Here is a 13,966-nt window from a genome sequence, read left to right on the forward strand (position 1 = left end):
CTGGCCGGTGTTGGCATTGATGGCCTGGCACTGGGCCAGGAGATTGGTCAGCACGTCACTTTGCGCCAGCAACTGGTCACCGATGCTCGACTGGCTGGCCAGTTGCTCCAGGCCGGTACGGTTGGTCGGCAGGTTGAGGCTGGCGAGAATTTCACTGCGCTTGCGGCCATGCTGTTCGAGCAGAACGACCAATGCCTGTTTCTGCGCCAGGATGCCCTCGAGCAATGGCATGTCACGGCCATGCAAGGCGAGGGATTCGGTCTGCAGTAACTCCAGCAAGTGTTGCGCTGGAGCAAAGTCGTCGGTGATCAGTTGCAGTAAATGAGTGTCGTGCATGGCTGGCCTTGGGTTTTAAGCGTCCAAAAGCCTGGCGCCGGCGGTGGCCTAGCGCTGGGCTTCGAAGTTGAGCAGTTTGCTGGCTACACGGTTGCTGTCGACTTTATAGCTGCCATCGGCAATCGCTGCTTTCAACTCGGCCACGCGGGCTTTGTCGACGGCAGGCTGATCGCGCAGCTTGTCAGTGACCTTCTGCAACTGTTGAGCCTCATTGCTGAGATGTACCGATTCCCCGCTTTTGACGGTACCGGCCTGTTCGGCCGCGGACTCCAGCGGCGCGGATTTGTCGGCTTCGGCGCTTTCCTTGCTGGCGCTGGTACGTGTACTGCCCGTAAGGGACGAGGAGCTGTTCAAACGGCTGAAATCGATGACCATGATAAAAAACCTCTGGGAATTTGGACGCTTGCCATGGTTTCGGCCATTCCCTGGAAAACTTTAGGCTCATTTATCAATGAACCTCGCGCGCGTCAGCGCTTGCCCTGCATGGAGCACAGTCTAGGGAACCGCCGCGGCAAGCGCCACATTCCGATGAACAGTGAGCTTTACATGGACACTTCCACCTGCCCCGGCGCCATCACCTGCGCCTTGATGACTCGCTGGGAATTGAGGTTTTTCACCCGGATCTGTTCGCTCAGGCTGCCGTTCGACAGGGCTTCACCCGGCATGCGCACGCTGAGCGTGCCGCTGCGGGCGGTAATCACCACCTGATCACCCTTGCGGATGACCTCGGCCTGTTCGATATGCACCAGGGTAATCACCTGGTCGGCGACCATTGGTCGGGTCAGACACTGTCCGACCGCCTGGTCGAGGGAGGTCAGGTAGCCCTGGCCGATCAGGCTGATATCGCGCTCGCGCAGGATTACATCCCCAAGCTCGACAATGGCGGCGCGGCGCAGTGGCCGGGCGGTGGTCACGACATCGCGAAACAGGCGGACTTGAGCGGGTACGAACACTGTCCAGGGGGAAGCGCCCTCGCAGCGGACCTTGACCGTGACCCGCCCCAGCGGCTTGGGACTCTCAAGGGTCGCTGTCAATTCCTTGTCGCACATGGGCATGTGCATGCGCGGGTCGAGCGGGTTGACCTGGATTTCGTAGCGACCTTCCGTTTGACTGGTGGCCAGATAGTCTTCTACGGTGAATTCAAGAAAGCCCTGAGTGACGCCGATAAGCATGTCAGGCAAGGTAACCGTGTCAGCAAGGGCAGGGCTGCCAGCGTTGAGCAGGCAAACGGCCGCCAGCACGCCGAGCAATTTTCGGCAGGGTGTGGTCAAGTGTCGGAAAAATGTCGGTTCTGTGTTCATAACGATTAAAAAAGCAAGCGCCGTGCCGTTCAGTGATGAAGGCGCGTCGCAACAACACTTGGCGTTGGTGTAGGAGTCTGGGCATGGCTGGTGTAATGGATTCGGTGAACCAGCGCACGCAACTGGTGGGGCAGAATCGCCTTGAGCTGTTGTTGTTCCGTCTCGACGGCCAGCAGCTGTACGGGATCAACGTTTTCAAGGTTCGGGAGGTGCTGCAATGCCCCAAACTGACTCTGATGCCCAAGTCCAGTCCTGTCGTGTGCGGCGTGGCGAACATCCGGGGGGCGACCATTCCGATCCTTGATCTGGCGATGGCGACCGGCTCCGGTGCTTTGAAGGACAAGAACAATCCCTTCGTGATCATCACGGAGTACAACACCAAGACCCAGGGTTTCCTGGTTCGCTCGGTGGAGCGCATCGTCAACATGAACTGGGAGGAGATCCATCCGCCACCCAAGGGCACCGGACGCGATCACTACCTGACGGCGGTGACGCGAGTCGACAATCAGTTGGTTGAAATCATCGACGTCGAGAAAGTGCTGGCGGAAGTGGCACCGACGCCGGAAGCGATTTCCGTGGGTGTGGTGGATGTCGAAACCCAGCACAAGGCGCTTTCGTTGCGTGTGCTGACGGTCGACGACTCGTCGGTGGCGCGCAAGCAGGTCACGCGTTGCCTGCAAACGGTCGGTGTCGAAGTGGTGGCGTTGAACGACGGTCGGCAAGCGCTGGATTACCTGCGCAAACTGGTCGACGAGGGCAAGAAGCCGGAAGAAGAGTTCCTGATGATGATCTCCGACATCGAAATGCCGGAGATGGACGGGTACACCCTGACGGCGGAAATCCGCAACGACCCGCGCATGCAAAAGCTTCATATCATCCTGCATACTTCGTTGTCGGGAGTGTTCAATCAGGCGATGGTCAAGAAGGTCGGTGCCGATGACTTCCTGGCCAAGTTCCGTCCTGATGACCTGGCATCCCGGGTGGTCGACCGGATCAAGGCAGCAGATATCAGCCAGGGGCCTGCACCCCTGGCAGTCAACACGATTTAAGAGGCGGCATCATTGTCTACGGGTAATTTGGATTTCGAACAGTTCCGGGTATTCCTGGAAAAAGCCTGTGGCATTTTGCTCGGTGAAAACAAGCAGTACCTGGTCTCCAGCCGTCTCAACAAACTGATGGAACAGCAAGGCATCAAGTCTTTGGGTGAGCTGGTTCAGCGCATGCAGACCCAGCCGCGCAGCGGTTTGCGCGAACAGGTGGTGGATGCCATGACCACCAACGAAACCCTGTGGTTTCGAGACACCTACCCGTTTGAAGTCTTGAAGAACAAGGTACTGCCCGAAGCGATCAAGGCCAGTCCCGGCCAGCGCCTGCGCATCTGGTCGGCGGCGTGCTCGTCGGGCCAGGAGCCGTATTCGCTGTCGATGTCCATCGACGAGTTCGAGCGGGTCAACCTGGGCCAGTTGAGGATGGGCGTGCAGATCGTTGCCACCGACCTGTCCGGCACCATGCTGAACAACTGCAAGACCGGCGAATACGACAGTCTGGCTATCGGTCGCGGTCTGTCGCCTGAGCGCCTGCAGCGTTATTTCGACCCGAAAGGGCCGGGGCGCTGGGCGATCAAGGCACCGATCAAGAGCCGGGTGGAATTCCGTTCGTTCAACCTGCTGGACAGCTATGCGAGCCTCGGCAAGTTCGACATCGTGTTCTGCCGCAACGTGTTGATCTACTTCTCCGCCGAGGTGAAGAAGGACATCCTGTTGCGCATCCACAGCACGTTGAAGCCGGGCGGTTACCTGTTCCTTGGTGCTTCCGAAGCACTGAATGGTTTGCCGGATCATTACCAGATGGTCCAGTGCAGCCCGGGGATCATTTACCAGGCGAAGTGATTTCGCTGGCGTCGGCAAAAAACGGGAGTCCTCAGGGGCTCCCGTTTTTTTATGCCTGCTGATTTCTCACGGGCACCACCTACTCCCTGTGGGAGCGGGCTTGCCCGCGAAAGCGGTAGATCAGAAAAGTCATATCGGCTGACACGACGCCTTCGCGGGCAAGCCCGCTCCCACAGGGTCAAGTGTTGTCCTCCAAATCAAGTAAGGCGGCAGAAAAGCGACATTCGGCGGAAAACCGTTGCCGCTTTTCTGGCATTGCCGCGTTGCCATGGCCGGCAAAGCCCCGGTTTCCGGGCTTTTTTGAATTGGCATGGGGCTTGCTAAGTTGATCCTACGAAAAATCAGGTCACCCGAAGGTTTCCCGACATGAGCATCAGCTTCGATAAAGCGCTCGGTATCCACGAACAAGCCCTGGGCTTCCGCGCCCAACGTGCCGAAGTCCTGGCCAACAACATCGCCAACGCCGATACCCCGAACTACAAGGCTCGGGACCTGGACTTCTCGAAGGTACTCGCCGAGCAGAACGAGAAAACCAAAAACGGCACCTTCGCCTTGAACATGACCAACAGCCGTCACATCGAAGCGGAAGGCCTGGGCAATGGCGACGAGTCGTTGCTGTATCGCACGCCGATGCAACCGTCGATCGACCAGAACACCGTGGACGCTCAGCTGGAACAGTCGAACTACGCGGAAAACGCGATCGGCTTCCAGGCCAGCTTCACCCTGCTCAACAGCAAATTCAAAGGGCTGGTGTCAGCCCTGCGCGGAGAGTAAGCCATGTCTCTATCCAGTGTTTTCAACATTGCCGGTAGCGGCATGAGTGCGCAGACCACGCGTTTGAACACCGTCGCTTCGAACATCGCCAACGCCGAGACCGTGTCGTCGAGCATCGACCAGACCTACCGCGCGCGTCACCCGGTGTTCGCCACCATGTTCCAGGGCGGCCAGAGCGGCGGCAGCGACTCGCTGTTCCAGAGCCAGGACGCGGCCGGTCAGGGCGTGCAGGTGTTGGGTGTAGTCGAAGACCAGAGCAACCTCGAGGCGCGCTACGAGCCGAACCATCCGGCGGCCGATGCCAAGGGTTACGTCTACTACCCGAACGTCAACGTGGTGGAGGAAATGGCCGACATGATTTCCGCGAGCCGTTCGTTCCAGACCAACGCCGAAATGATGAACACCGCCAAAACCATGATGCAGAAAGTCCTGACCCTCGGTCAGTGATAAGGGGCGACTCAGATGAGTGTTACCGATTCCACTAGCGGTTTGAGCCTCAACGACATCCTGGCCAATTCCTCGATCAAGACCAACCCCACGACTGATGGTCTGGCGTCGGCAACCGGCAAGTCTACGGGCAGCCAGGCCCTGGGCAAGGATGCGTTCCTGCAGTTGCTGGTGACCCAGCTGAAAAACCAGAACCCGCTGGAGCCTCAGGACAACGGCGCGTTCGTGGCCCAGTTGGCACAGTTCAGCAGCCTGGAAGGCATTACCACGCTCAACGACACCGTGAGCGGCCTGGCCAGCAACTACAACTCGTCCCAGGCCTTGCAGGCGTCGTCGCTGGTGGGTCGTTCGGTTATCGCTCCGGGCGACAAGGCCGTGGTCGACACTACCAAGAGCCTCAGCGGCACGGTGGTCGTGCCGACTTCGGTGGCGTCCGCCACCCTGAAAATCACCGACGCAACCGGCAAGACCGTGCGCACCATCGACCTGGGTTCGCAGAAGGCCGGCAACGCCAGCTTCATCTGGGACGGCAAGAACGATGCGGGTGAGACGGTACCTGCGGGCACCTTCGCCTTCGGCGCCACGACCTCCATCGATGGCAAGTCCGTCGCGTTGATCACCAACCTGCCCGCGACCGTCAACAGCGTGACCATCAGCCAGACCGGCGGGGAGCTGATGCTCAACCTGGCCGGGCTGGGCAGCGTTGCCCTGTCCAAAGTACAAACCATTGGTATGTAAAGCCGACTAATACGGCACAAAGGAGTGGATGATGTCTTTCAATATCGGCCTTAGCGGTCTCTTTGCAGCCAACAAGCAACTGGACGTGACCGGCAACAACATCGCCAACGTTGCGACCACCGGTTTCAAATCGTCCCGTGCAGAATTCGAAGACGTGTACTCGGCGACCCGCCTGGGTACCGGCAGCAAGACCATCGGCAACGGCGTGCGTCTGGCCAACGTTTCCCAGCAGTTCACCCAGGGTGACGTGAGCAACACCGGCAACGTGCTCGACATGGGTATCCAGGGCAACGGTTTCTTCGTCCTGAACAACAATGGTTCGCTGACTTACACCCGTGCCGGTACTTTCAAGACTGACAAAGAAGGTTACGTTACCAATAGCGACGGTACGGCCCGTTTGCAGGGTTACGGTGTAGATGCCAATGGCAAGATTCTCAATGGCGTGTTGACCGACCTGCAAATCGACACCTCCAACCTGGCCCCGAAGGCCACCAACACCGTTTCGTCGATGATCAACCTGAACTCCACGGCTGCGGTGATCGATCAGACTGTGGCTACCAACAAGTTCGATCCGAGCAAGCCCGCCACTTACACCAAGCAGTTCACTACCCCGGTTTTCGATACGCAGGGTAACCAGCACCCCATGGACCAGTACATGGTCAAGACGGGTCCGAACACCTGGGATACCTACACCCTGATCGATGGTCGCAACCCGGATGGCAGCGACCCTGCCGTGACGGCTCCGATTCCTTCGACCATGACGTTCGATTCGAGCGGCAAACTGGTTTCGGTCAGCACGCCGGTACCGCCGACTGTTCCGCCGACCGTTCCGACACCTGCACCGGTTATCGGCAATGACCTGAAAATCACTGGCTGGACTCCGGGCTCCGTGACCGGCGGCGTCTGGACCCCCAACGGGGCAAGTGCCGACCCGGCAGGTGTGACCATTTCAATGGCCAATACCACGCAGTTCAACGCCGACACCGCGCGTTCGATTCCTGCGCAGAACGGCTACGCGACTGGCCAGATCACCAACCTGACCATCGACGGCAGCGGTGTGCTGCTGGCCAACTTCAGCAACAACCAGACCAAGGCGATCGGCCAGATTTCCCTGGCCAGCTTCACCAACGAACAAGGTTTGCAGCCAGTAGGCGGCACCAGCTGGAAGGAAACCTATGTGTCGGGTATTCCTGGTTACGATGCCCCGGAAACCGGCACCCTGGGTTCGATCGTTTCCAACTCCCTGGAAGAGTCCAACGTCAACCTGACCAACGAACTGGTCGACCTGATCAAGGGGCAGAGCAACTACCAGGCGAACGCCAAGACTATCTCCACCCAGAGCACCATCATGCAGACCATCATTCAGATGACCTGATGCTGGAATGTGCTGTGCAAGGAGCCCCTCATCAGAGGGGCTTTTTTGTAGCCTGAGGTTTTGTGTTGGATATGATGGCCTGGCCCGCGAAGAGGTCATCACAGACTACACAGACCTCAACGCTTCTCCTGATTGCGCGGCCAGCTCAGGCTGAAACACGCCCCGCCCAGGCTCTTGCTCTTGCCGATCAACGCACGTCCGTCGTGCCAATGGATGATGCGCCGCACGATCGACAACCCCAGTCCATGCCCGCCCGATGCACGGGTGCGGCTGTCGTCGAGGCGCAGGAACGGCGTGAAGATCTTCTCCCACGCCGACTCCGGCACACCCGGCCCGTCATCCTCGATATCCACCCGGCAGCGCTGCTGCCCCACCTGATAGCTGATGGTCACCCGTGATTGCGCATGGCGCATGGCATTGCTCACCAGGTTCTGGATCGCCCGGTGCAGATAACGCGGTTCGGCCTCGACCCAGGCATCGTCGTTATCAGCGGCCGACAGGCACAAACCCCGCTGTACCGTGACGTCGGCACGCAACGGCGCCAGTTCTTCAATCACCTGATTGACCAACGCATCCAGATCGATCCGCTGGAAATTCAGTGCCGGAGAACCCTGTTCGAGCCGAGCGTAGGTCAGCATCTCGTCCACCAGCCGGTCGAGATCCTCGATGTCGTTGTCCATGCCCTGGCAGTATTTTTCCAGGGCTTGCGGCGTGGTGGCCGAGCCGATCATTTCCAGGCCAAAGCGCAGACGCGCCACCGGTGTGCGCAACTCGTGGGACACCGCGCGCACCAGTTCGCGCTGAATCGCCAGCAACTGTTGCAAGTGCTCGGCCATGCCGTTGAACGCCGAGGCCAGCCGCCCGACCGAGTCCGCGCCGCGCGCCGGCACGCGGGTTTCCAGGCTGCCCTTGGCAATGCGCGTGGCCGCCGCTTCCAGGCCACGCAAGCGCCGCTCCAGCTGACGCACCAGCAGATAGACGATCAAACCGATCAGCGTCAGGCCCAGCGCAGCAATCAGTACCAGCCACTCCGGCGGATAAGGATTCATCTGGTACAACGGGCCGATTTCCAGGACCCACGGCGTGCCGACCATGCCGGCAAACACCCGGATCGAATCGCCTTCCTTGCCCAGCGCCATCACGGTGTCACCCTCGGACACCCGGCGGCTCTGGTCTTCGTCCATGTCCGCCTCGTCAACCGTGACCAGGCGCAGGTCGAAGCCAAAGCCCTTGTCTTGCTTCAATTGCGCCAGGCGCAAGGGCTGGTCGGCTACCGGGGTGCGCACCAGTTCATCGGTCAACAGGTAGATGGTCGCCCGGGCCAGTTGCTCGCTGATCTGTTGCACTTCCCCGGTGAGCATCAACTGCTCCTTTTCGCTGAGCAGCTTGTAGACCTTCGCCGCGTGCGGTCCGGTCTGCTCCACCAATGCCTGGCCGCGCAACACACGAGTGCGTTGAGTCAGGTCAAGGTCAGTCTCGGCAAAGGTTTTCAGCGCCAGCGGAATCCCCAGCAGCCGCTCCCACACCAGCAAGGCCCGGTGGCGCTCGGTCTGGTTCATCGGCTGCAGGTTGTCGGCCATCAGCGAAAACGTGCCGTGGGCCAGGCGCTCGCGGTATTGCTCGCTGCGCACCTGATTGAGCAGGTGCAACGCCAGCACACCGAGCACCGCCACCAGAATCAGCGCGGCGCACATGCCGCCATAGATACGCAGGAAGATCGAGTTCACAGGGTCTGGTCTACGCAAGCCTCGGGAACGAACAGATAGCCTTTGCTGCGTACGGTCTTGATCAGCCGTGGATGCTCCGGGTCATCGCCGATCTTCGGGCGGATGCGCGAGATGCGCACATCGATGGAACGGTCCTGGCCGTCATAGCCGATGCCCCGCAGCGCGGTGAAAATCTCTTCCCGCGAGAGGATGCGCCCGGCATTGGCCACCAATAGCCAGAGCAAGTCGAATTCGGCGCTGGTCAGCTCGATGCCGTTGCCCTGCAGCCAGGCTTCGCGCAAGGCGTTGTCGACGATCAGCGGGCCGAACTGTAGACGCCGCTGTTTTTCCGGGGTGACGTCGGGCGTTTCACTACGGCGCAGCAGGGCCTGGATGCGCGCCAACAGCAGGCGCGGGCGCACCGGTTTGCACACATAGTCGTCAGCGCCCAGGTCCAGGCCGAGAATCTGGTCGGTGTCGTCGGTGCGGGCGGTGAGCATCAGGATCGGGCCGTCATAGCGGGCGCGGACCTTGCGGCAAATGCTCAGGCCATCTTCACCGGGGAGCATCAGGTCGAGGATCACCAGATCCGGTTGTTCCTTGATGATGCGGTTCGCAGCGAGGGCACCATCTCCTTCGATCGATACACGCAGGCCATTGGCTTCCAGGTAATCGCGGGTCAGTTCGGCCAGTCGCTGGTCGTCCTCCACAATCAATACCTGCCAGGCTTCTTGCTCCACGGGTGACCTCTGCTTGCCAAAACCACTAATAAGGAAGGATCCGCCCGTTTTTTTGTAATGATTCGGGGGGACAAATATGTATACACGCTGGGCCGATTGTATAAACGCCGCCCGTCGAGAACACAAGCGGGGAAATACGTTCGGACGACACGGTTTTTTGTGATAGGGTTCGCGCCCTTAAAAATCCGCCCGAGCGTTTTCGATCGCAGAAAAATGCTGAAAAAAGGTCCGGTCCAGCAGCATCGCGGCCTACACGCCGGTTCCCTCTTTCACACACAATTTACGCACAGGTTTATCCACAGGCAGTACGTTGCAATCGCCCCCCCAAACGCATTATCTTGTAGCCCGGCGCTAAAAAAACCCTAGATATAGGGTTTTGCGCGAAAAACCAAACACAAACCAGACACCAATTTCAAGCGCTTTTATTGCCTCTGTCCGGTTGAGCCAAACGTATTTTCGAAAGACCAAACCGCGCGTGCGGATGGCTACTGTATTTCGGCCCCGAGTGGTGAAAACGGTACAGGTGTTGCAGTCCCAACTGTCACCTATAACGGACCCCGGTTTCAGGCCCAAGGCGTGAGACCAAAGACTTCGGCATGGAAGCGGCGCCCGATAAAGCCCCCTTCCTACTGTCCCGAAGTTGTTATGCCCGGCGCTCGCCGGTTGTAGTGCTTCAGGACGGAACGGTGGGCACCGTGATGGTGCCCAAACAAACATAGAGAATGTGGAGACACTCCCCCATGCAAACCGACACAACTCGCGAGAACCCGCAGGGCACCTTGCCGCAGGCCGCTGATTCGAATTCGGATCTGTCCGCCACCGCGCCTGGCCAACTGCGCGTGATCAAGCGTAACGGCACTGTCGTTCCCTACACCGATGACAAAATCACCGTCGCCATCACCAAAGCGTTTCTCGCAGTTGAGGGCGGCACCGCTGCTGCCTCGTCGCGAATCCACGACACTGTTGCCCGCCTGACCGAACAGGTCACTGCGACCTTCAAGCGTCGCATGCCATCGGGCGGCACCATCCACATCGAAGAAATCCAGGACCAGGTCGAACTGGCCCTGATGCGTGCCGGCGAGCAGAAAGTCGCTCGCGACTACGTGATCTACCGTGATGCCCGTTCCAAGGAACGTGCCGTTCGTACCACCGAAGAGCCGGTACAAGCGCACCCGTCGATCCGCATTACCCGTGCCGACGGCAGCCTGGCGCCGCTGGACATGGGCCGCCTGAACACCATCGTCACCGAAGCGTGCGAAGGCCTGGAAGAAGTCGACGGCGACCTGATCCAGCGCGAAACCCTGAAGAACCTGTACGACGGTGTGGCCCTGACCGACGTCAACACCGCCCTGGTGATGACTGCCCGTACCCTGGTCGAGCGCGAGCCTAACTACTCGTTCGTGACCGCGCGCCTGCTGATGGACACCCTGCGTGCCGAAGGCCTGGGCTTCCTCGGCGTCGCCGAAAGCGCCACTCACCACGAGATGGTCGACCTGTACGCCAAGGCGCTGCCGGCCTACATCGCCAAGGGTATCGAATACGAGCTGCTGAACCCTGAGCTGGCCTCCTTCGACCTGGAAAAACTGGGCAAGGCGATCAACCACGAGCGCGACCAGCAATTCACCTACCTGGGCCTGCAAACCCTGTACGACCGTTACTTCATCCACAAGGATGGCGTGCGTTTCGAACTGCCGCAGATCTTCTTCATGCGCGTGGCCATGGGCCTGGCGATCGAAGAGAAAGACCGCGAAGCCCGTGCCATCGAGTTCTACAACCTGCTGTCGTCCTTCGACTACATGGCTTCGACCCCGACCCTGTTCAACGCCGGTACCCTGCGTCCACAGCTGTCGAGCTGCTACCTGACCACCGTGCCGGATGACCTGTCGGGCATCTACCACGCGATCCACGACAACGCCATGCTGTCGAAATTCGCTGGCGGCCTGGGCAACGACTGGACGCCGGTTCGTGCGCTGGGTTCGTACATCAAGGGCACCAACGGCAAATCCCAGGGTGTGGTTCCGTTCCTGAAAGTAGTGAACGACACCGCCGTTGCCGTTAACCAGGGTGGCAAGCGCAAAGGCGCTGTGTGTGCCTACCTGGAAACCTGGCACATGGACATCGAAGAGTTCATCGAGCTGCGCAAGAACACCGGTGATGACCGTCGTCGTACCCACGACATGAACACCGCCAACTGGATCCCTGACCTGTTCATGAAGCGTGTCTTCGATGACGGCAAGTGGACCCTGTTCTCGCCATCCGAAGTGCCGGACCTGCACGACCTGACCGGCAAGGCCTTCGAAGAGCGTTACGAGTACTACGAAGCCCTGACCGAGTACCCGGGCAAGGTCAAGCTGTTCAAGACCATCCAGGCCAAAGACCTGTGGCGCAAAATGCTGTCCATGCTGTTTGAAACCGGCCACCCGTGGCTGACCTTCAAGGACCCGTGCAACCTGCGCAGCCCGCAGCAGCACGTCGGCGTGGTCCACAGCTCTAACCTGTGCACCGAGATCACCTTGAACACCAACAAGGACGAGATCGCCGTTTGCAACCTGGGATCGATCAACCTGCCGAACCACATCGTCGACGGCAAGCTGGACACCGCCAAGCTGCAACGCACCGTGAACACCGCCGTGCGCATGCTCGACAACGTGATCGACATCAACTACTACTCGGTGCCGCAAGCGAAGAACTCCAACTTCAAGCACCGTCCGGTCGGTCTGGGCATCATGGGCTTCCAGGACGCTTTGTACCTGCAGCACATCCCTTACGGTTCCGACGCTGCCGTCGAGTTCGCCGACAAGTCGATGGAAGCGGTCAGCTACTACGCGATCCAGGCTTCCTGCGACCTGGCCGACGAGCGCGGCTCGTACGAGACGTTCCAGGGGTCGCTGTGGTCCAAAGGCATCCTGCCGCTGGATTCGCAACAGATCCTGATCGAGGCCCGTGGCCAGAAGTACATCGATGTCGACCTGAACGAAACCCTGGACTGGGCACCGGTTCGCGCCCGTGTACAGAAAGGCATTCGTAACTCCAACATCATGGCCATCGCACCGACCGCGACCATCGCCAACATCACCGGCGTATCGCAGTCGATCGAACCGACTTACCAGAACCTGTATGTGAAATCGAACCTGTCGGGCGAATTCACCGTGATCAACCCGTACCTGGTTCGCGACCTCAAGGCTCGCGGCCTGTGGGACTCGGTCATGATCAACGACCTGAAGTACTACGACGGTTCGGTGCAGCAGATCGAGCGCATCCCGCAAGAGCTCAAAGAGCTCTACGCGACTGCCTTCGAAGTGGACACCAAGTGGATCGTCGACGCCGCCAGCCGTCGTCAGAAGTGGATCGACCAGGCTCAGTCGCTGAACCTGTACATCGCTGGCGCTTCGGGCAAGAAACTGGACGTGACGTACCGCATGGCCTGGTACCGTGGCCTGAAAACCACTTACTACCTCCGTGCCCTGGCCGCGACCAGCACCGAGAAATCGACCATCAACACCGGCAAGCTGAACGCTGTTTCCAGCGGCGGCAACCACGGTGAAGATTCGGTCCTGGCAGCGCCTGCCGGCCCTGCTCCAGTGCCGAAGGCTTGCGCCATCGACGAGCCGGATTGCGAAGCTTGCCAATAAGCTGAGCCGGTAAGCGCCGCAAGGCGCTTACTCGAAACCCCCGATCAGCCTCTGGCGGGTCGGGGGTTTTCTTTTGCCTCAAGGAAAGTGGTGACCGATCTGACGCTTTCGCGGGCAAGCCCGCTCCCACTGGGGACCGAGTCTTTCCAGATAAACACGATCAACTGTGGAAGCGGGCTTGCCCGCGATGGGGTCATGCCAAACACCGAAAATCGTCAGGTCTTGATGCTGACCAGACTCAGCAACTGTCCGTCCTTGACCCCGAACTGCGCATCCAGCTCGGTGCCGCTGCGCCATTCGCTGGACAAATCGGTAAGCAGTCGCAACCGCACCTCACCCGACTCACTCCACTCCAGCACTTCAGCGTGTTCGAAATAAAAGCGTTGCTGAACGATCGGATAGAGCGCCTTGAACAGACTTTCCTTGACCGAGAAAGTCAGGGTGACCAGCAACGCCCGTTGATCGTGTTGACCGGCCGCCATGCGCTGTAGCTCCGGCGGATTGAGGATTTCCCCGGCCAGGCGTTCAGCCCGTTCGGGGTTGAGCAGGTTTTCCAGGTCCATGCCCAGGCCGCGCCAATGGCTTTTGTTCGCCACGATCGCCGCGGCCCGGCCAGTGCTGTGGGTGATCGAACCAGTGATGTGCGCAGGCCAGACCGGTGCCCGGTCTTCACCAATGGCCGGGCTGAAGTCCAGGCCTTCCAGCTGTAGCAGCGCGGCCCGTGCACAGACTCGCCCGGCGAGGAACTCCGCCTGCCGTTTGGCCACCGAGCGCTGGATGCTCGCCGGCGCCTCGACGGCGCTGCGCTGAAAATCATCGCTGGCCAGTCGGGCGCTATCGAAGTGAGTACTCAGCAGGGCCGTATCGGGCAGCACAAACGGCAGCGGCCAATGGTCATCGAGGGGCGTGCAGCAGACGGGCAGGGCGGGGGAGGCATTCATGTCGGGCATTTTGCCGGGTTGCCTTGGGACTGGGTAGTAGCAGATGGCTTTTGTGGCGAGGGGGCTTGTCGGAATGCCCCCTCGCCT

General features: G+C 59.9%; 13 protein-coding genes. 7 read left to right on the plus strand and 6 right to left on the minus strand.

Features of this window, described 5'->3' with window-relative positions; all coding sequences use genetic code 11:
* The 3 genes from flgN to flgA all read right to left on the minus strand — a co-directional run.
* Window positions 1-336 (minus strand): flagellar protein FlgN (gene flgN / locus PMI29_RS25080; protein ID WP_007994589.1); only part of this gene is annotated, 336 nt, incomplete at its 3' end.
* 48 nt (window positions 337-384) lie between these two features.
* Window positions 385-711: a flagellar biosynthesis anti-sigma factor FlgM gene (flgM, locus tag PMI29_RS25075; protein WP_007994591.1), complete on the minus strand. Its 327-nt coding sequence runs from the start codon at window positions 709-711 to the stop codon at window positions 385-387.
* 167 nt (window positions 712-878) lie between these two features.
* Complete coding sequence (flgA, locus tag PMI29_RS25070; RefSeq protein WP_007994594.1) at window positions 879-1,637, minus strand: flagellar basal body P-ring formation chaperone FlgA; 759 nt, start codon at window positions 1,635-1,637, stop codon at window positions 879-881.
* Window positions 1,638-1,720: 83 nt separating this feature from the next.
* On the opposite strand from flgA, the gene PMI29_RS25065 reads away from it, so the two are divergent.
* From PMI29_RS25065 to flgE, 6 genes are all read left to right on the plus strand, one after another.
* Window positions 1,721-2,686: a chemotaxis protein CheV gene (locus tag PMI29_RS25065; protein ID WP_007994596.1), complete on the plus strand. Its 966-nt coding sequence runs from the start codon at window positions 1,721-1,723 to the stop codon at window positions 2,684-2,686.
* Between the two features lie 12 nt (window positions 2,687-2,698).
* Window positions 2,699-3,526 carry a protein-glutamate O-methyltransferase CheR gene (cheR, locus tag PMI29_RS25060; protein WP_007994597.1) on the plus strand — a complete coding sequence of 276 codons (828 nt, stop codon included), beginning with the start codon at window positions 2,699-2,701 and terminating at the stop codon, window positions 3,524-3,526.
* 366 nt (window positions 3,527-3,892) lie between these two features.
* Complete coding sequence (gene flgB, locus PMI29_RS25055; protein ID WP_007988729.1) at window positions 3,893-4,300, plus strand: flagellar basal body rod protein FlgB; 408 nt, start codon at window positions 3,893-3,895, stop codon at window positions 4,298-4,300.
* Between the two features lie 3 nt (window positions 4,301-4,303).
* Window positions 4,304-4,747 carry a flagellar basal body rod protein FlgC gene (flgC, locus tag PMI29_RS25050; protein WP_007980123.1) on the plus strand — a complete coding sequence of 148 codons (444 nt, stop codon included), beginning with the start codon at window positions 4,304-4,306 and terminating at the stop codon, window positions 4,745-4,747.
* 15 nt (window positions 4,748-4,762) lie between these two features.
* Window positions 4,763-5,485 carry a flagellar hook assembly protein FlgD gene (gene flgD, locus PMI29_RS25045; RefSeq protein WP_007994599.1) on the plus strand — a complete coding sequence of 241 codons (723 nt, stop codon included), beginning with the start codon at window positions 4,763-4,765 and terminating at the stop codon, window positions 5,483-5,485.
* 31 nt (window positions 5,486-5,516) lie between these two features.
* Window positions 5,517-6,860 carry a flagellar hook protein FlgE gene (gene flgE / locus PMI29_RS25040; protein ID WP_007994600.1) on the plus strand — a complete coding sequence of 448 codons (1,344 nt, stop codon included), beginning with the start codon at window positions 5,517-5,519 and terminating at the stop codon, window positions 6,858-6,860.
* Between the two features lie 116 nt (window positions 6,861-6,976).
* Here the strand turns inward: flgE and PMI29_RS25035 are convergent, their stop codons facing one another.
* Complete coding sequence (locus PMI29_RS25035; RefSeq protein WP_007994601.1) at window positions 6,977-8,587, minus strand: ATP-binding protein; 1,611 nt, start codon at window positions 8,585-8,587, stop codon at window positions 6,977-6,979.
* On the minus strand, window positions 8,584-9,306 hold the full coding sequence (locus tag PMI29_RS25030; RefSeq protein ID WP_007994602.1) for a response regulator: 723 nt from the start codon (window positions 9,304-9,306) through the stop codon (window positions 8,584-8,586). Before PMI29_RS25030 ends, PMI29_RS25035 begins: the two co-directional genes overlap by 4 nt.
* Window positions 9,307-10,046: 740 nt before the next feature.
* Here PMI29_RS25030 and PMI29_RS25025 point away from each other — a divergent pair.
* A complete protein-coding gene (locus PMI29_RS25025; protein ID WP_007980117.1) occupies window positions 10,047-12,938 on the plus strand; it encodes a ribonucleoside-diphosphate reductase subunit alpha in 2,892 nt (963 codons plus the stop codon).
* 215 nt (window positions 12,939-13,153) lie between these two features.
* Here PMI29_RS25025 and PMI29_RS25020 read toward each other — a convergent pair whose 3' ends face one another.
* Window positions 13,154-13,879, minus strand: a complete 726-nt coding sequence (locus PMI29_RS25020) for a 4'-phosphopantetheinyl transferase family protein (RefSeq protein ID WP_202948968.1) — start codon at window positions 13,877-13,879, stop codon at window positions 13,154-13,156.
* Between the last annotated feature and the right edge of the window lie 87 nt (window positions 13,880-13,966).

Origin of the sequence: Pseudomonas sp. GM49, from assembly GCF_000282355.1 — a bacterium.
GTDB lineage: Bacteria > Pseudomonadota > Gammaproteobacteria > Pseudomonadales > Pseudomonadaceae > Aquipseudomonas.